The organism is Crateriforma conspicua (assembly GCF_007752935.1).
Lineage (GTDB): Bacteria > Planctomycetota > Planctomycetia > Pirellulales > Pirellulaceae > Crateriforma > Crateriforma conspicua.
Genome location: NZ_CP036319.1, coordinates 2731420 through 2749213 on the forward strand (window position 1 = coordinate 2731420; position 17794 = coordinate 2749213).

Annotated in this window: 15 protein-coding genes and 1 tRNA gene; 4 read left to right on the forward strand and 12 right to left on the reverse strand. The window is 56.6% G+C overall.

Annotated elements, in window-relative coordinates; genetic code table 11:
• Nucleotides 1-55: 55 nt before the first annotated feature.
• Nucleotides 56-730 carry a hypothetical protein gene (locus Mal65_RS10410; RefSeq protein ID WP_145296913.1) on the reverse strand — a complete coding sequence of 225 codons (675 nt, stop codon included), beginning with the start codon at nucleotides 728-730 and terminating at the stop codon, nucleotides 56-58.
• 464 nt (nucleotides 731-1194) lie between these two features.
• Between Mal65_RS10410 and wbaP the strand changes: the two genes are divergently transcribed.
• A complete protein-coding gene (gene wbaP / locus Mal65_RS10415) occupies nucleotides 1195-2916 on the forward strand; it encodes an undecaprenyl-phosphate galactose phosphotransferase WbaP (RefSeq protein WP_145296916.1) in 1722 nt (573 codons plus the stop codon).
• Here the strand turns inward: wbaP and Mal65_RS27490 are convergent.
• Nucleotides 2896-3168 (reverse strand): hypothetical protein, encoded by a 273-nt coding sequence (locus tag Mal65_RS27490; protein ID WP_390621842.1) that lies wholly within the window; start codon nucleotides 3166-3168, stop codon nucleotides 2896-2898. The genes wbaP and Mal65_RS27490 overlap by 21 nt on opposite strands.
• On the opposite strand from Mal65_RS27490, the gene Mal65_RS10420 reads away from it, so the two are divergent.
• Nucleotides 3108-5486 (forward strand): polysaccharide biosynthesis tyrosine autokinase, encoded by a 2379-nt coding sequence (locus Mal65_RS10420; RefSeq protein ID WP_145296919.1) that lies wholly within the window; start codon nucleotides 3108-3110, stop codon nucleotides 5484-5486. The two genes, Mal65_RS27490 and Mal65_RS10420, sit on opposite strands and share 61 nt — an antisense overlap.
• Nucleotides 5487-5653: 167 nt before the next feature.
• A complete protein-coding gene (locus Mal65_RS10425) occupies nucleotides 5654-6418 on the forward strand; it encodes a class I SAM-dependent methyltransferase (RefSeq protein WP_145296922.1) in 765 nt (254 codons plus the stop codon).
• Here the strand turns inward: Mal65_RS10425 and Mal65_RS10430 are convergent.
• The 6 genes from Mal65_RS10430 to pyrF form a co-directional block, all read right to left on the reverse strand.
• Nucleotides 6336-7724 (reverse strand): lipopolysaccharide biosynthesis protein, encoded by a 1389-nt coding sequence (locus Mal65_RS10430; protein ID WP_145296924.1) that lies wholly within the window; start codon nucleotides 7722-7724, stop codon nucleotides 6336-6338. The genes Mal65_RS10425 and Mal65_RS10430 overlap by 83 nt on opposite strands.
• Nucleotides 7725-7810: 86 nt before the next feature.
• Entirely contained in the window at nucleotides 7811-9145 is a 1335-nt protein-coding gene (locus Mal65_RS10435) for an O-antigen ligase family protein (protein WP_145296927.1), read from the reverse strand.
• Nucleotides 9146-9167: 22 nt separating this feature from the next.
• A complete protein-coding gene (locus Mal65_RS10440; protein ID WP_165701190.1) occupies nucleotides 9168-10439 on the reverse strand; it encodes a capsular polysaccharide export protein, LipB/KpsS family in 1272 nt (423 codons plus the stop codon).
• A gap of 244 nt (nucleotides 10440-10683) precedes the next feature.
• Nucleotides 10684-11715 carry a glycosyltransferase gene (locus Mal65_RS10445; protein ID WP_145296933.1) on the reverse strand — a complete coding sequence of 344 codons (1032 nt, stop codon included), beginning with the start codon at nucleotides 11713-11715 and terminating at the stop codon, nucleotides 10684-10686.
• 136 nt (nucleotides 11716-11851) lie between these two features.
• Nucleotides 11852-12841 carry a GDP-mannose 4,6-dehydratase gene (locus Mal65_RS10450; protein WP_145296936.1) on the reverse strand — a complete coding sequence of 330 codons (990 nt, stop codon included), beginning with the start codon at nucleotides 12839-12841 and terminating at the stop codon, nucleotides 11852-11854.
• 75 nt (nucleotides 12842-12916) lie between these two features.
• Nucleotides 12917-13825: an orotidine-5'-phosphate decarboxylase gene (pyrF, locus tag Mal65_RS10455; RefSeq protein WP_145296938.1), complete on the reverse strand. Its 909-nt coding sequence runs from the start codon at nucleotides 13823-13825 to the stop codon at nucleotides 12917-12919.
• Between the two features lie 180 nt (nucleotides 13826-14005).
• Here pyrF and Mal65_RS10460 point away from each other — a divergent pair.
• Nucleotides 14006-14080: transfer RNA gene (locus tag Mal65_RS10460), tRNA-Pro, on the forward strand.
• 453 nt (nucleotides 14081-14533) lie between these two features.
• Here the strand turns inward: Mal65_RS10460 and Mal65_RS10465 are convergent.
• From Mal65_RS10465 to Mal65_RS10480, 4 genes are all read right to left on the reverse strand, one after another.
• Entirely contained in the window at nucleotides 14534-15211 is a 678-nt protein-coding gene (locus Mal65_RS10465) for a DUF2213 domain-containing protein (protein ID WP_145296941.1), read from the reverse strand.
• Between the two features lie 11 nt (nucleotides 15212-15222).
• Entirely contained in the window at nucleotides 15223-15759 is a 537-nt protein-coding gene (locus Mal65_RS10470) for a hypothetical protein (protein WP_145296942.1), read from the reverse strand.
• Nucleotides 15760-15823: 64 nt separating this feature from the next.
• Complete coding sequence (locus Mal65_RS10475; RefSeq protein WP_145296945.1) at nucleotides 15824-17248, reverse strand: terminase large subunit; 1425 nt, start codon at nucleotides 17246-17248, stop codon at nucleotides 15824-15826.
• Nucleotides 17245-17709 carry a hypothetical protein gene (locus Mal65_RS10480; RefSeq protein WP_145296948.1) on the reverse strand — a complete coding sequence of 155 codons (465 nt, stop codon included), beginning with the start codon at nucleotides 17707-17709 and terminating at the stop codon, nucleotides 17245-17247. Before Mal65_RS10480 ends, Mal65_RS10475 begins: the two co-directional genes overlap by 4 nt.
• Between the last annotated feature and the right edge of the window lie 85 nt (nucleotides 17710-17794).

The following is a 17794-nucleotide window of genomic DNA, read 5'->3' on the forward strand; positions in this document are numbered from 1 at the left end:
TCAGGCGTTGTCGGGTCGTAGGGGGGGAGGAACGACAACCGGCGCGGCGGGCCGATCAGGGGTGTGCCGGGGGATTGGTCGGCGACATGTCCATCACCGGGACATCTTGGATCGTTGTCGAAGATGCGTCGAAGGATTCGATCACGGTTGATCCGACCGGAGCTGATGGCGATACCGTGGGGGCGGATTCGATCATTTGTTCCGAGATCAACATCGATGATCCCGCGTCGATCGCACAGCCTCCGGTGCAAAGGCTTGATCCACAAGAACAACGTGGCATCGGACAGCAATCCGATTCGTACACTTTCAAATGGTGCGTGTCGGGCAATTGGGCTGCACGAGCTGCACCGTCATGCCAGCCTTCGTAATACGCGGCGCGACGGCGATCACAGTCTTTCAAGACTTGCTTGGGGTTCCAGTACCTTTTGGGTGCGATCGCCGGCGGACAATTCGGACCGCCCGTGGTCACTTCGTTGAAACCGTCCAGCCAACCGGCGCGATAGTCGCTCGGGTAGTCCGATTGTCTGGGCGACGGGCGACGTTGGAACTCCATCAAGCCGCGAAACCGCTGCGACATTTCATAACGACAATCTTGCATCGAAGCACAACCCCCGAAGCACGTCAGCGCGATGGCGCACGTCAGCGTGACGACGAACGACGGCAACCGAATCACGGTGCCATACCGTGTCGGGGCCGTTGCCCGTGGATCGCTGGATGCCGAAGTCGTCATGGCGTTTGGTAGGGAGGGGGGAGGGTGCTTCGTCGTCGATTCCGAGTTCAAAAGCGCAACACAACGCTCCTATGCACCTGGTCTTCGGCACTGCGTGGAGGCCGTCCTGAGAAGATTTAACGATTACGCAGATTTTTCTGACGATTGTCTGACTTTCGACTCGATTCGCTGAACATCCGCTAACGTTTCGCCGATGCGGCACGGGGCCAGGCAGGTTCCCAGCTCCGTTCGTGCGCCGTGGATCTCCGGCGATTCACTACGGACGACCCACTGTTCGGCTGTATCGGTTGTGACAGAAATTCAAGTTTTGACGCTTCTGGCGACGATAGACCTAACAGTGACGCCGCACTGGGGCACCTGATTGGGTGGTGAGGTCTTTTTAGGTATTCGCACGACAGAACCGCGAACCCCGGTGGCTCAGGGGCGCAGTCCGACGCCTTCATTGCAACCGAGACCACAGTTTCATGCCGCACCGTTCCTCGGCCGCCGGACGCAGCACGACGCCGTCACCGGGCGCAGGGTCGGTCGGTTGCGAACCGTCTGGTGCAGCCACCGCGGCACAGCGGAGGCGACGATTGCCGGCCGGCATTGTGTCGCTGGAAGCCCTGCAACCACCGACCGGATGCACCGATTCGAATCTGCGATTGAACGCGGCCCACGCGGTGGTCGCCGAATCCGACGCCGCGTCGTTCTCCACTGGGCACGATGAACCGGATCCGACGGATGACCTGACCCGCGTCGGCCGCTTCACCGTGATGCGCCGGTTCTTCCATGCGGCGGTGACAGCGACGCCACTGTGGATCGCCGATGCGACGATGTTGTTGGCGATGCAGTGGATCGTCATCACGATCGCCCAGCAATCGATGACTTGGGACGCGACCGTTTCTCTTTCCGCCGCGACGATCGCCACCGTCATGTTGTACGCGGCAATCGGAATTCCGCTGGGACTGTTGAACGTGCCGGGCCAAAATCCCGTCACCGAACTTCGCATGGGAATTCAATCGGCCGGACTGGCCGGTTTGATCGTGACCTACGGATACGTCTTCACCGGCCAACCGATGGCCAACCGCGTTTTGGCTTGCGCCGCTTGGGTTGCTTTGACGGTCGGCCTGTTTCCGCTGGCGCGGATCTTGGGCCGAGGCATCCTTTCCCGCTTTTCGTGGTGGGGGGTTCCGGCGTTGATCATCGGCGATGGTCGGCGAGCCATGCTGTTGCACCAATACTTGCAACGATCCGCGTCGCGAGGCATTCGATCGCTTGGGATCCTGCAGACTCAACCGACCTTTGCGGTGTTCGGACAAGACGGATCCATTCGACCACGACGTCCGGCCGACGTTTTGGGCGGCATCAGCGAATTGCCTTATTTGAATGAGACCCACGCGTTTCGCTTGGCCGTGGTAGCGACTGAAAACGTTTCACGCCGTCAAGCCGCGGCCGTCGCCGATCAGGTTCAGGCACAGGTCCCCGAAGTCATTCTGCCGGTGTGCGAACAGTTGCCCAGTCTGTGGTGTGAAACTGGCGATGTCGGTGGATTCATGTCGGTCCGCATGCGTCACCGTTTGCGTCGGCCGTTGCCCGTGTTGGTCAAGCGGATCACCGATGTCGCCGGTGCGGCGGTGTTGTTGGTCGTCTTGGCACCGCTGGCCGCGATGATCGCCATGTTCATTCGCGTCGTTTCGCCGGGGCCGGTTTTCTATTCGCACGAACGTATCGGCAAAGGCGGCGTGCGTTTCCAGGCGTGGAAGTTTCGCACGATGGTGGTCGACGCCGACCAGCGATTGAAACACTTGTTGGACAGCGATCCCGATCTAAAACGTCAATGGCAGGCGGATCAGAAACTGCGTCATGACCCTCGCGTCATCCCGGTCCTGGGCAACTTTTTGCGCAAGTCCAGTTTGGACGAACTGCCACAACTTTGGAACGTCTTTTGGGGCCAGATGAGCCTGGTCGGTCCGCGACCAATTGTTGAATCGGAGATCGAAAAGTATCGCGGCGAATTTAATCGCTATCTTGCCGTGCGGCCCGGCATGACGGGATTGTGGCAAGTGTCCGGCCGCAACGACACGACCTATGACGAGCGCGTCGCGCTGGATCGCTTTTACGTTCGCAACTGGTCGTACTGGCTGGACTATTACCTGCTGTTGCGAACGATCCGAACGCTGTTGTTACGCGAAGGGGCTTACTGAAAAGTTTTTGTATTGCGGACGACAAAGTGTCTTTGGAGCCGCAAAACGCTGGAAAAAACGGTGTGGGGGGCTTTGGATCCGCACTGGCTTGATTCGTCCGATCGGCCTTGACTTGGCTGATCGGATTCCGCTACGCCGCAAACCCCCGGTCTGTCCATCGGACGCACCGCCAAACAGAGTATCGACGTTCCATGACAGGATCCACTTCGGTGACACAGCATCAACCCAACGGACGCGGCGGTTCGACCGGATCGCCTCGCTCCGGACTCGGTTTGCCGCTGCGCAATAGCGTCGAAGCGATCAACCTGCCACAACTGATCGCGCGCCAGCGATGGTTGATCTTGTTTCTAGGCAGTTGCGGGCTGGCGATGGGCGTGGCCTATGCGACGCACGCCGAGGTCTTGTACGAATCTCAAGCCAAAGTCTTGGTGGCCCAACGTTCGGCCGGCTTGAACAATTCCGGCACGGGCACCGATGTCGTCGACGAAGACGTCTTAGCCAATCACATGGGGCTGATCCGGTCTCGCAAAATCGTGTCCGAAGCGTTGGCCGAATATGGTCTGATGGAATTGCCGTCTCTGGTGGCGAAGGTCAGCGACGAAACGGACCAGGTCGATTACGTGATTCAAAACACGTCCATCGGCAAAGGCGGCGACGGGTCGGCTCGCAGCGCGGCGATCATGAACATCACGCTGCAGCACAATAGCCCGGAAGACGTCCAAAAAATCCTTGCCGCCATCATGCGGCGCTATGAACGCTTCATCGTGTCGCAAGTGGAAAGCGTCATGGGCGAAGCAGGACGTATGATTCAAGATGCCAAGCGTGCGTTGGAAGCGGATCTGCAGGCGGCCGAAGAAGAATACTTGGTCAGCCGGCAGAACGCGCCGCTGTTCTTCCAAGGCGAAGGCAGCAGCAACGTCTACCAGGATCGCTATCGCCGATTGTCCGAGGAATTGTTGGAACTGGACATCCAACAATCCACGATGCGGACGCGTTTGGAGCGCGTTCGCGAATCATTGAAACATATCGGAGGCGGTTCGGATCTCAGCGATCACTTGGACAAGCTGGCCCTGATCGACAGCGACAGTCTGGAACGCCTGGGGGCCTTCGCCGGTCTGCAAGTTTCCGCATCCAATTCGGCCGAATTCAAGGCGGCCATGCCCGCCAAGATGGAAGAAGCTCGTGCCCAGGTCACCCGGCTGTTGATGCTGAACGCCGAACGTGAAAAGCTAACCGCTGTCTTCGGTTCCGGGCATCCGAAGGTCCGCGAAATCAATAACGAGATCCAGCTGGTCGAAGACTTCGTTCGCAAGAGCAAAGAACAAACGTCACCCGAGATGACGTTCGGCAGCCAAGCGATCAAACCCGACGCGCTGCTGCGTGCTTACATCGGCTTCATCGAACATGACATTGCCGCGATCGGTGAACGCCGAAAAGAACTGATCGCCTTGACCACCGATGCGGAAAGCAAGGCCAAGGAACTGATCGAATTCGAACTGAAGGACTTGGTTCTGCAGAAAAAGATCGCGCGACACGAAGCGATCTTTGATGGCATCGTCGGCCAGCTTCAGGAGTTGAACACGGCCAGCGGACTAAGCGGGTTCTTGTATGAATTCTTGGAAGTCCCGCGACTCGGCAAACGCGTCTGGCCCAACGTTCCGCTTTGTTCGCTCGGTGGATTGGTGCTCGGCTTGTTGTGCGGAATGGTTTTGGCCGTCGGCAACGAATTGCGTGATAGCCGGTTCCGCACCGCACAAGAGGTCGACGAAGCGATCGGCTTGTTGAACCTGGGACACGTCGGACAGATGTCAGCGATCGACCAGGGAATCGCCGGTTTGGTTGCCACCGACGGGTCGAGCGAATCGGAGGCGTTTCGTCTGGGACGAACCATCTTGCTGCCGGATATCAAATCGAAAAAGGTTCGCAGCATTGGATTCACCAGTTCCATGCAGGGGGATGGCAAATCCACAATCGTTGCCAACTTTGCCCAAGCGTTCGCCCAAGTCGGTTTGAACGTCGTTGTGGTCGACTGTGACCTGCGCCGTCCCAGCCAGCATCGTTATCTCAGCCTGCAAGATCAGCAGGGGATGTCCGAGGTGCTGCAAGCCAAGTTTCCGTTGGCCGAAGTGATTCAGCCGACGGAAATCGAAAATTTAAGTGCCATCTCGGCAGGCAAAACCCCGGAAAATCCGGCGGAATTGCTGCAGGGCGTCAATCTGGACAAGGCGATCGAGTCGTTGTCAAACCATTTCGATCTGGTCCTGGTCGACCTGCCGCCTGTCCTGGCGGTCAGCGATCCGGCGGTCGTTTTGCCGCGACTGGATGGTGCGGTTCTGGTCGTTCGTGTGGCGCGAATTCGTCGCGAACAATTGGCCAATGCGTTGCAGCGATTGCAATCCACCGGCGCGAACTTGATCGGTTCAATGCTGAACGTGGTCGGTGCGGACAAAGAATTCGACGCGGGCGTTTCTCAATACGGATATTACCGCAACGATTACACGCGGTCGTCCAGCCAGCGAAAGCGTGGTCGCGCCGCTGCCACCCCGGGTTCGGTCAACAACGCCGCCTAGGATGTCGCCGACCACCACCGTATCCAAATCCGATGACACGCCCCGCAGGCTCGCCCAATCCGTGAGCTTCAAAGACATGGAATCGCAATCAAACCAGGACGCCCCAACCGTTCACGTCGGCTTGGGAGCTGGGCATTGCGAATCGACACAGAACAAGGATCGATCCCATGGTCAGTGCAGCCACGCTTGCAACCAATCTGATTGACAAAACATTCTATCAGGACGCGGATGGGATTCCGGGTCGTTTGAGGCGGATGACAGCGAAACTGTTGCAGTCATTGCCCGGGGCCAGCGTGGTCACCAACGACGCCGACCGGCAAGGCGATGTGTTGCTGGCAATGGAGGCGTTGGAAACCGCACTGAAGCATTGTGACTTTCAAACCGTTCTGGATGTTGGAAGTGGGGCCGGAAAACATGCAGAGCTTTTTCACCGACATGGAAAGTCCGTCACGACCATCGATTTTGGAAAGTCGATCTATTATCAGAAACGCGATCAGCATCGTACGGACATCATCGCTGATTACTACGAATACCAGTTCGATCAACCGTTTGATTTGGTTTGGGCCAGCCACGTGTTGGAACACCAGCCCAATCCGAATGACTTTCTGAAAAAGGTGCATCGTGATACCAAGGAAGGCGGTTGGGTGGTGATCACCGTGCCGCCCCTGAAGCACCAGATCGTCGGCGGGCATCTATCACTCTGGAATGCCGGAATGCTGTTGTATCACCTGGTCTTTGCCGGGTTCGATTGTCGCAAAGCTTGGGTGAAACGATCGGGTTACAACATCAGTGTGATCGTCGACAAACGAAGTATCGTCTTGCCAGAACTTCACTATGACAGCGGCGACATCAATCGTCTGTCCGCGTTTTTGCCCCTCGGCCTAGGCGAAGGATTTGACGGCAACATTCGTTCCATGAATTGGCCGGATTGAAAACGTTGATGTCCATGACGGATCGCATCACGATCGCAGCGGCAACATTGGAAATCGATGCAGCCACCGCCGCGCTGATCGCCGCTCCGATGCCGCCCAGCCACGGCGTCAGGATCAACGCAACGACGATGCCGATCACCGCGGACCAACCGATGGCGTTTCGGAATTCTCGGCCGTGACCGCACATCACCATGGCACATCGCACGCATCCGGTGGCCGCATTGATGAACTGGCCGATCGCCAGAATGCGTAACAGGTTGGCGTGCGGGCGAAACGCGTCGCCGAAGATTCCCATGATCGGTTCGGCAAAGATGAATACCAGCACAACGATCGGTGTGCTGACCGCGACGATCAACCCATTGATTTTGTACACCAATCGGCAGATTGCATCGGAGCGGTGCAGCGAACTCAGCGTCGCAAATTTGGGGGCGACCACGCTGTCGACGGCGGTCAACAGAAAGCTGACCAGACCGGCCGCACGGTTGGCATTGCTTAACGCCGCCACCACCGCCGGGCTGGCAAAGAACGCCAGGATCAACTGCGACGCCCAGCGGTTGCCTTGGGTGATCCCCGAAGCACTTAGAAGTGGTACCGAATCGGCAATCATTTGCCGCGGATCGATCGACCGTGAATAGCGACGTGGCGGGACGAATCGAAACCATATCAATCCGGCCACAACCACAATCAGTGCATTGACGATGGTTGCCGTGAGCATCAAATCTGCGGCGTTGTGAATGCCGAAGCGATCATCCAGTTGCGTCAAGAAAATGACGGATCCGGGAAACGCCAAGAACGCAAAACACATGTACGCGTTGATCCGCCCAAGTCCTTGAAAGCCAAACGCCAGCAATTGGGTCAACGCGAACGGGATCATGGCCCAAGCGGTCGACCGGATGACCGCCTGATAGCCGCCTGGATTCCAAATCGCGGGAAATTCATGGCCGGCCAGCCAGACGGCGGCACTGGCCAGGCATAGCGCGAGGCTGGTGAATCCCAGCGAAACCAGGATCACGTCGCTCATCCCCCGGCGATCATTGGTCACCTTTTTTGCCGCGATTTGACGGACGATGGTGCTGTCCAAGCCCAGACGGGCGAACATGGCAACGGTGATCATCACGATTTGACCGACGAAAAAGCGTCCGGCCTCTTCGGCCCCCAACGCGCGGGTGACCGCGACGTTCATCAACACACCTGCCGCGGCACCGCCGACGCGCAGCACAAAAGCCAGCCCGCCAGAGGTCGCCAGTCGAAACAGCCGGTTCAGCAACGATGTTGTCCCATGTGACGTGTCAGGTGGGCTGATCATAGAAGCCCGGGCGGCCGTTCACCATGTCCATGGATCGCTGGAAACACCCGCCGCGCCCCTCAGTGACTTGCACGCGAAGACAATACTCACGCACTGTGACGAATTCGATCCATGTCGATCGCCCACCACTGTTCGTCATCGGCAGTGATTTTATCCCGCGCGGACGGTTGTGGCTTGCCCTCGTCGATCTGCGGGCCGTCATCGGTGACTTCGCCGGGCGACGGCAACGACATCATGTCATCGATCGATCCGATGTTGGTGTCGGCCGGCGGCAATGCATCTTGCTGTTCGTCGATCGCTTGCTTCGCCAAGGCCCGCGACGCGCTGCTGGCACCAATGAAGAACCAACCAATGATGTCATAGCCGGTGAATTCGAACATCCCGAGCAGAAAGTAGATCCACACCAGACGAGTGCAGGAATCCATCCGCGTCAGCGGTTGACGAAGGTTCGCAAACACGATCATCAACAACAGCAAAGTGGACTGGACACCACCGTCCATTGTCAGGTCGATGAAAATGTTATGTGAATTATTCTCTCGATAGAAATGGTCCAAGTCGCGATTCATCATCGCAAATCCGTTGCCCGCGCCATGCCCCAGCGGATTGGACGTGATCTGCTGTGACGCGGATTTCCAAATCGCCAATCGACCTTGACGCTGATCCGCTAGACGTTGTTCGGCTTTGATGTCGAAACGCTGGGTCAATTGATCTTCATGCCGACCGCCGGCCAACAGCATCACATAAGTTGTCGCACCGATCAGTGCGATCAGTAAGAATCCGATGCGATACGGATTCCGACGATTCTCAGCGATCCAGAAACAGGATGCCGCCAAGCAGGCGATCACGCCCGCCCGGGACAACATCAACACGCTGGTGATCGCTGCAATCGCCAACGATGGCAAAAACAAGGACGTTCCCACCAGCAGTGCGGCCAGCATGCCAAGGTGGGTGGATTCCAAATTGGGACCACCGGATGCCAGGAACCAAACCGGCGAATTGGATTTTTCGCGGCTGTAGATGGTCGCCAACTCACCGTGGTACATCACATTGCGGGCAATGATGGCGATGATCGTCATCCAAAAGATGATCCGCAGCGTCTGTTTGCGTTCATCCACCGTGGTTCGGTGAACCCAATCCGCACCCGCAACGCATGCGGCCCCGGCAAACACCAATAAGATTCCACGAATGTTGTATCCGTAAACCCAATAAGTGAACATCGTCGTGCACGCCATCGAGATGAAAAAACACATCTCCAGATTCAGCGTCAGCCGATGGATGCGTGTCGCTCCCAGGATCAATCCGATCGGCAACAGCAAGTGATAGGCATTCAGGGTGTTGCCCGTGACGTCGTTCTCATAGACCGGTATCTGAACCAGTGTCAGGAAGACCAGGGCAAGGTAAAACCAATGAATTAGCCGCATGATTTTGACATTCCGATGGGACTCATGCGGCTTGACGTTGCGGCCAAGGATCGATCATGCGTTCAAGGCCCGTTGGCGTGATCGATTGGTCGGCAAAGTAGTCGGCGTCCGCCAGGAAACGTGTCAGATAACGACGCAGCAGATCCGGGCGATCGATAAACGATTCGAAGAAGGCACGCCCGTAAACGCTGACCGGTTTCCCTGCGATCAGTGCTTCCAGCCCGACGGTCGAATTGATCGTACAGACGTGACAGGCACGCTGGATCAAATCCGCGGTGTCTTCACGCGTTTGATAGACCTTCAAACGTCGTGATCGCAACCGTGTGATTTGCCGATCCACCGCCTGGATCGCCGATCGGTTGGTTTCCGCCGGATGCGGCTTGATGACCAATGCCAGACCGTCATGATTGGATTGTTCGGCCGCCCGCTCGATCGCCGCTTGATTGTTGACGTCGCTGTGAAGCAACAGTTGCGTGTCGCAAGAAACCTGCAGCGGCAAGAATCGGAACGTCGACGGCAAGTCCTTTAGTTTGGACATCGTGTCGTCGGCGGCACTGGATGGCTTGGCTTTTCGCAAACGGTGCCACTTGTCACTGAAGCGACCGAACATCGCATTCGGTTGTATCGGATAGATGCCGCGGCCTGCGATGGCGTTGATCCAGTCACGCGGGCGTTCCCATTGCATCCGGATCGCACTCTTGGCTTGCGGAACACCAACCCCCAGCTTTCGATCCCAATACGCGGACTTCCAAGATTCGTACTCCGCTGCCTCGCAATCGGTGTACAACCGCAAACGATCTGGATTGCGGCGGATGGATGACGCCGCGTTGACGCCGGAGTCATCAATGAACAGCTTTCCGGGGATGTTGCCGATTTCCATATATCGCGTGGCGACCGACGGGGGGCAAACCGCTGCGGCCAATCGTTCGACGAACTGGCTGCCGTTCCAAAGAAACAGGTGCGTCGGATTCATGCGATGCAACTGGGATTCGATTGCTGCGCAAACCGGCCCCGCCAATCGTCGCAGAGATTCCAATGTCACGTCGCCGCGCAGGTATTCCAGACTTTCCGCGGCGCACTGGTCCAAGCGGTCCGGGGCCGTGTTGCCGCGCTCCGATCGACGCCAAGACAGCAATTCCACCGGCGCACCGTGTGATCGCAACAAGCCGTGGGAAGACTTTCGATACGCCAGAAACCGGACGTCGATCCCCGATTCCTGGCACGCACGGTGAACACGCACGAAGAACCGTGCGCGTTCAACATTGTCGGCCAGAAATAGCAATCGTGGCTTCATCGTGGGTTGGCCAAAATCGATGTCGTTGGGCGGGCGATGTGGGATCGCCGACTGGGAGGTGTGGTGATGTTTCCCGGACACCATCCCGGCGGTGCGACTCTTCGTTCCATTGCGGAAGTAGTCGATTTCGGGTTCACGGCACAATAGCAAGCGTCGTGAAACTGCTTTTCACGCCTGGACGTCAACGGCTTGCGCCCTGATTTTCAAAGTGAGCGCGACGAGCACGCAAAAAACATCCGTCGCACTAAACGCGTCGGATCGCTTTGTAAATCATCGAACGCAGTCCGACCGGGATGATTCGCACACCCGATCGGATCATCAGGTTTTGGACCAGATCCCGCATCGACATCAATCCTTCGCGGTTCATCGCGGTCAGATTGGCGAATTCCGAGCGAAGGTAATGCCAACCACCGCGTCGTCGCATGAACGCGCTATCGCCGCGAACGTTGACGTGATACTCCGGCAGATTTGCCAAACGCATGCCCTGCTTGATCATTCGCAGTGCGATCCACCAGTCTTCCATCAACCCGTCGATCGACGGATAGCCACCCACACGCATCAGGTCGTCACGTTTGAAGACCGCGGTGACGTGGTTAAAGGGAGTGCGTTTGCGCGAATACTGTTTGATCGCGTCTGACTGTGACGGAACTTTGCGATCGGTCAAACAGTGCTGCATCTTGTCATCGAACTGGCGGTACCAACCGCCCAGTAAACTGACGTCCGCATGTTGATCCAGATACGAAAACTGTTTTTCAAATCGATCCGAAAGCGAAACATCGTCGGCGTCCATCCGGGCGACATAGTCATAGCGACAATGTTGCAGACCGACGTTCATCGCCTTGGCAAGTCCGACGTTCTGTTTGCATCGCACCACGCGAACGTTGTGCATCGGCTGGGCTTCCCAGTGATCGATGACCGTTTCCAAGTCTTCGCTGACGGGGCCGTCGACGACCAAGATGACTTCGTCAGGACGCCGCGTTTGTTTTGCAGTGACGCTCTCGATGGCTTCCCAAAAATGGATCGGGTCGTCGTTCCGATAGACCGACATCAGTACGGAAAATCGGATCGGGCGGATGCCCGACGGCGTTCGGCTGCGTCGCAGCGGAGTGCCCGGCGCCTGTTTCAGAGCCACCGAAACGCGTTCGCCGATGGCCACAGCCGGTGATCCAGCGGACACCGATTCCGATCGGTTTTGGCGTAATGCCGGCTGCGGAACGCCACCGTGAAAACGGCTTTGGCGGGACGCACCGGCAGACCGGTCCTTTTGTGGATCCATCGGACAACCTCTTTTGAGGGGAAGCTGTCCTGTTCATCGACTCAAAATCGCGACACATCGACGCTTTGTAAGAAAATCAAAAGACTTTCTAAAGTCGCCGGGGGGTCTGAGCCGCCCACTTGATACAACCCCGTTATCAGGCTGTTTCGCAAATTCCGGGCAACTTGACTAACCATTCTCGGTTGTCCTGATACCAGGCGACGCATCGTCGCAAGCCTTCTTCCAGACTGATTTCGGGTTTCCATCCCAGCAACCGATCGGCCTTTTCAATGTTGGCCCAAGTCGATTCCATGTCGGCCACGTGTGCGGGCTTGCGATCCACGACCGCTTTCTTGCCCAACAGATCTTCGATGATGCCGATGACCTTGTTGATCGAATGTGGTTGATTGCCGCCGCCCAGATTGATGATCTCGTACCCCAGCGGCTTGGTCGCCAGGATCGTGCCGCGTGCGATGTCATCCACAAAGGTAAAGTCGCGTGACTGTTCTCCGTCGCCGTATACGGTGATCGGTTGGCCTTGGTCGATCAGATAGACGAATCGGAAATAGCTCATGTCGGGCCGGCCGGCCGGACCGTACACGGTGAAGTACCGGACGACGGTGGTGTCGATGTCGTAAAGATAGTTGTACGAATACGCCATCGCTTCGGCCGCCTTCTTGGTCGCCGCGTACGGTGAAATCGGCGTGTTGACCGAAAGCGATTCGACAAACGGCATGTCTTGGCCCGCATACAGCGATGACGTGGACGCCAACACGTACTTGCGGATTCCATGCATCCGCATTTCTTCCAACAAGTTCAAGTTGCCCAGTGCATTGGTCTGCATGTAGACGTACGGGTTTTCCATGCTGTACCGCACGCCGGCTCGCGCGGCCAAGTTCAGCACCGCGTCGAACTGATAGTTCTCAAAAACATCGGCCAGCGTGATGCGGTCACTAATGTCCACCGCGTGAAAGTGAAACTGGCTGCGACGACGCAGTTGGTCCAGCCGGTGGAACTTCAGCGAGATGTCGTAGTAGTCGTTCATGTTGTCGACACCCACCACATCCACGCTGTGGTCGTCGATCAACTGGTGACAAACACGCGAACCGATGAATCCGCCACAACCGGTAACCAGGACTCGTTTCATTGACGCTCAATCAGGCGAAAGGTGAAAGACAGTTTTCAAGCGGACCGTTGTCACCCGGTCTTGGACGATACGCAACTACAGGCTGCCAAAACTTAACGCTTGATTCATTTCGTCGATCGCCGCCGAAACCGCGTCTTGCCACTTTGCATCACCGAACTTGTCGGCAAATTCTGGACGACGGTGGGCAAAAATGATGTGGCGTGAACTGTTGACGACCGCCCCCAGGCCGGCATCGTCAAACGCATGCTTCACGTCGTCGGCGGCGCCGCCTTGGGCACCAAAGCCGGGAACCAGAATCCACGACGTCGGCATGGCGGCTCGCATCTGGGCCAATTGTTCCGGATAGGTCGCACCGACCACGGCGCCGACCGGTCCGTACCCGCTGTCGCCTCGCCGCTCGGCGTTCATCTGGGCGATTAGTTCCGCGACCCGTTGATAGACCGTTTGGCCATCGGTTTGGCGGTCTTGCAGCAATCCGCCGCCGGGATTGGACGTCTTGACCAGAACAAAGATGCCCGCGTCGCGATGGTCACATACATCGACAAACGGTTGCAGGCTGTCTTCGCCCAAATAGGGGCTGACGGTCAATGAATCGCTGCCCCACGCGCTGGCATTGCCGGCCCCCAAGTAGGCATCGGCATAGGCGGTCGCTGTGCTGCCGATGTCGTTGCGTTTGCCGTCGGTGATGACGATCAGACCGCGGCGGTTGGCATAGGCGATGACTTCGCCCAGAGCGATCGTGCCGGCGGGGCCCAGTTGTTCAAAGAAAGCGGCCTGTGGCTTGACACAGGCGACGCGCCCGGCGGCCACATCGATGATCTCGGTGCAGAACTGGGTGTAGGCCGCTGCCCACTGGTCGGGCGAATCGTTTGGGATGCCGTCCCGGATGCCGGCCGGCAGCTGATCGCGACGCGGGTCCAGCCCGACACAGGTGACCGAACCCGATTGGCGGACGGCTTGGGCAAGGCGATCGGCGAACTTCATGATCGGGGTTCTCGCGGAAAAAGGCGGCAAAATCGGCTGTCAACGCGTGCCGGCGACCGTCGCAGAATAAACATCCCGACCCAGACGCGAAACTCCGCTAGCGAAGTCCGTGAAGGTTCATTAATCTCTAGGGAAATCGGCTCGGCAAGCCTTCACGGCCCCACCTTCGCCGCCGATTTTCGGGATGTGGCTCAGCCTGGTTAGAGCGCTGCACTGGGGGTGCAGAGGTCGCTAGTTCGAATCTAGTCATCCCGACTCCTTAAGTCCTTTCCTGGCAACGACTTAGGGCGTGGCGAGATAATCCCCCTTAGCCGCTCCCCAGGGAATCCCCTTTTCAATCCCCTTTTCGGATGTTTTGGGGAGGTTTTCTGGTCGCTTCGTGGCTTGTTTCTCCCCGCCCAATGTGGCTTGTTTCTCCCCGCCCAATTTTGGGTGTCGGATGGGCTGGCGAGGTCGGTCCGGGCATCGATTCAGAGCCTCCAGGTCGGCCCCTACCGCCATCGCCCCGCGGTCCTGCATTCTCGGGCTGGCGGGGCAAGAAAAGCGGCCCTAGGAGGCGTCCGGCGGCCATCGCCGAACAATTGGAAGCGAAACCAAAAACCAATCCCTAGGGCCGCCGTCGCGGCTTGGCGTCTTTCAAGCCAATCGCCGGTTGTTTGCCGCCGGAAGGAAAGACAGCGACAAATCCGGAGCCGTCGACTTGCTCGGTCAAAACCGCCACTCGGGCAATGGCAGACCACCCTTATCGGTAGGCTGGTGTGGTGGCGGCATTTCGTGCGGGCCAAACATCATCTTAGGAAGACCCAAGCCAGTGACCTTCTGCTGGTTCGCTTGCAACAATCCTGCTCCATCGGAAACTGAACAAGCCCCAACGCCATCAGGAAGAATCGCCAGATGGTCAGGCCGATGTTCGGTCGCTTCAAACTCATACGATTTGCCCGCCCACTGGCCCGGCGAATACTGGACGTCGTGAAACAGGCCAGTGGATACTTCCATGAGTTGGCGGGACTCGATCGCACGGCAAATTCGTGGGTCGATATGAAATGCCCTTTCCTTCTCAATGCAAGCATCGGCAACAAGCTTGTTGTTTTCAAACCTTGCGTTCACGATGAATCCTACTTCTTGCTTGGCCCGAATCTCTTTTGAGTCGGCACTGACCATCCGTCCGTTGCTGTCTGCGGGGTGGTTCACCACGATGGGCTTCATGTTCCAGGCAGATGCTGACTTCTTGAGTTCGTTCTTCGAATAATAGAACGGGCCGTTTGATCCGTGATGGACACCCTCGACAATCATGACCACGGGAACGACATAGTATTCGTTACCGTCCTGCACAATCGAACGGTGGGCCGCCCGATTCGCAACAAACCGACTTGTAACTGTGAGCATCAGTTCCTCCGTTAGATACGCTTCGAATTGATTCGCTTTTTCATCTGTTCCGCTTCAAGCCGAAGTTGCTCTTGGGTTCTTTCGAGTTTCTTCCTGCGTTGGTAAGTGGGATGAACTGATTCGTATGCTTGTTTCGCTTCCGCAAAGGCTTCGCGTCGTTCTATTACGACTTTGTGCAAAGCATCAAGTTTTTCCAAATCGTCTTCGGAAACGCCGTGGTAAACCATATTGGTTTGCGGGTCGATCGATATAAGTGAAAGCAACCTGTTCTGGAGATTGACGTAATGTCGTTCCGCCTCTTTCATTTTGCCTTCTGCAAAACGCATGAGACGATAGTTCATCGAAAAGGCATCGTCTTCGGGTGGTTCCTTTAGAACGCCACCGAGGTCGGATGGCTGGCAAACGGCTCCATCGGAATACCATATGTACCCGCCAAAATAGACGTAATGTTCCTTGTCGTTTTTTCCATGTCGCTGATGGAAATTGATGTCGGTCGGGTTTTTGTAATTAGAATCAATAGCCGACTGGATTGAGTTATCAAGGGACATCGTACTGGCTCCTCGGGTTAATCGGAATTTAGACTAGAATTGAAAGGCAAATCACGACAAAAAATTAAAGTGCTCGGGCAATGCGAGGTTGGTAGTGCACCACCGAATGCACCATTCCTGCAACGACGTTGGCAAGGTCGTCGTGACCTCCCACTGGATGGTCAATTTGGTCACGTCCACCGCTTCGTGTCCTCCGTTCAAGATTGACCAGTTGGGAAAACATCATCGGCTCGTCTAGCAATTCAAGACGTTCCGAAGTAATCCAAGGAAGTAGGTCTGCATACAAGATGCTCTTGGAGGGTTTGCAGGGGCGATATCGAACGCCGCAGTCCTTGAACGCCCTCACTACGAACTCGCCCGCGTAGTTATCCCCGATCAATTTGGTGATCTTGTATTCGTTCAAAATTCGTGACATGTCCCCGATCACCGCGTGCGGATTGAACGGGGCGGGGTAACGTTTTATGAAATCCTGCACTACACGGTTTTCTTCACGATGTCCGATTGCTATGGCGGCATCATCGTTTCGCCCTCCTGAAAGATCCGCGAAAGCCGAGTATCGGGCTTCGGGGTTGGGCATCAACGACGTCCGATCTTTGATTACAACTTGCTCAAGTGCAGTGACAGAAACATAGCCACACACGTCATCGCGGAACTCGCCGCCATACTCCGCTTTTGCGGATACTGGATCGTCACGATAAGCCTGGTCGACAACCGACTGGGGCAGGCTTGGGTTCATGACCCTCGACGGGCAATTCCAAACAAGGACCGGGGCTGACTCGTTTCCGAAACTTACCTTGTGCTGGTGGTAGCAGTAGCCTTTCATCGCATAGGGGGAACTAATCAAAACCATGCGACCGCCGACCGATGCCAGGCCGGGGGCAATCGCCCGCACAAGTTCGGTATCGTTCTTGACTTTCGATTCCGAGTCGATGCCGAAGAAACAAGCTTCGTCGACAATGGCGGAAATCAGCGTGTAACCTCGAATGGTCCGCCAGTCACCTGACAGGATTTCAATTCGGTTTCCGTTCTTAAGTTCAAATTCCCATCGGTTTTCATTAACCACTTGGTCTCGCAGAAGGTCCGAGTCAAAAACAGCACGTAAATACTCTTTGACCACGCGACCTTGGCTTTTGGAGGGAGCACAGACGGCGACTACTCCGCGTTCGCCCTTGGCGAGTTTGTCTTCATGCCCAGCGATCACCGCCTCGTATGCACCTATGATCGCCGCGTTTCTTGATTTTCCGGACCTTCGGCCAGTCAGGAAGATACTTGTGTTGAACCCTGGCTTGGGAAGGTGGCGGGCAGACCTGCCGGTGCAGCGTTTCACCAACTCCCGTTCGCTGCGACGACGGAGGGGTAACCCGTACACAACTTTGAGAGCAGTGATCCAGTTTTGCCAAGTATCGAGTCCCGACTTATCGCCGTCGCTGGACTCAAGCAGGAAGGGGCGGAAAAGATGGGGGTCTTTGACGGCATCGACAATGTTCACGATTGCCCCTCCGTCTTCTTGTTGATGTAGTCCCTGACATCAACATACTTCCCTTTTCGAGATAGCCCGATTTTGGCTGCCAGTCCATTTAATGCGTTTACCGCGTGAATCCATTTTCCGAATACGTCATCGGAAAATTCTTCGTCCTCGAACATTTGTAGTTCCAGGGCCTTCAATCGTGCATGGACGAATGCAAACCGTTCGATAAGGACCAACTTGACTCTGGAGATTTCCGACGGTCCGCCCATGTCGTTGATGATTTCATCACAGATTTGGCGTAAGAATTTGGCCAAGGAGTGGCGACCGTCGAGTTCCTTTAGATAGCCAGGGCGATAGTACTTTGGAAGGTCGGTTAACTTACGCTTCTCGTACCTGTTGTGCTTTTTGCCATTGGTTTTGCCGGTGGCTTTACTGGAACTGGCCTTTCTGCGGCGGGTTTTGGCACCATCATGTGTTTCCATCGGTGGCGATCCGTGATGAGAATTTCTTGCGTCTTCATCCCATCCCTATCGGATAACCGACCCATCATGCAAGCATCACCGCATC

What these genes read in the sequence shown, in the direction of transcription:
- Mal65_RS10410 (WP_145296913.1), bottom strand. Translation starts at nt 730, where the DNA reads ATGACGACTTCGGCATCCAGCGATCCACGGGCAACGGCCCCGACACGG.
- Mal65_RS10435 (WP_145296927.1), bottom strand. Translation starts at nt 9,145, where the DNA reads ATGCGGCTAATTCATTGGTTTTACCTTGCCCTGGTCTTCCTGACACTG.
- Mal65_RS10420 (WP_145296919.1), top strand. Translation starts at nt 3,108, where the DNA reads ATGACAGGATCCACTTCGGTGACACAGCATCAACCCAACGGACGCGGC.
- Mal65_RS10440 (WP_165701190.1), bottom strand. Translation starts at nt 10,439, where the DNA reads ATGAAGCCACGATTGCTATTTCTGGCCGACAATGTTGAACGCGCACGG.
- Mal65_RS10465 (WP_145296941.1), bottom strand. Translation starts at nt 15,211, where the DNA reads ATGCTCACAGTTACAAGTCGGTTTGTTGCGAATCGGGCGGCCCACCGT.
- wbaP (WP_145296916.1), top strand. Translation starts at nt 1,195, where the DNA reads ATGCCGCACCGTTCCTCGGCCGCCGGACGCAGCACGACGCCGTCACCG.
- pyrF (WP_145296938.1), bottom strand. Translation starts at nt 13,825, where the DNA reads ATGAAGTTCGCCGATCGCCTTGCCCAAGCCGTCCGCCAATCGGGTTCG.
- Mal65_RS10445 (WP_145296933.1), bottom strand. Translation starts at nt 11,715, where the DNA reads ATGGATCCACAAAAGGACCGGTCTGCCGGTGCGTCCCGCCAAAGCCGT.
- Mal65_RS10430 (WP_145296924.1), bottom strand. Translation starts at nt 7,724, where the DNA reads ATGATCAGCCCACCTGACACGTCACATGGGACAACATCGTTGCTGAAC.
- Mal65_RS10470 (WP_145296942.1), bottom strand. Translation starts at nt 15,759, where the DNA reads ATGTCCCTTGATAACTCAATCCAGTCGGCTATTGATTCTAATTACAAA.
- Mal65_RS10480 (WP_145296948.1), bottom strand. Translation starts at nt 17,709, where the DNA reads ATGGAAACACATGATGGTGCCAAAACCCGCCGCAGAAAGGCCAGTTCC.
- Mal65_RS10425 (WP_145296922.1), top strand. Translation starts at nt 5,654, where the DNA reads ATGGTCAGTGCAGCCACGCTTGCAACCAATCTGATTGACAAAACATTC.
- Mal65_RS10450 (WP_145296936.1), bottom strand. Translation starts at nt 12,841, where the DNA reads ATGAAACGAGTCCTGGTTACCGGTTGTGGCGGATTCATCGGTTCGCGT.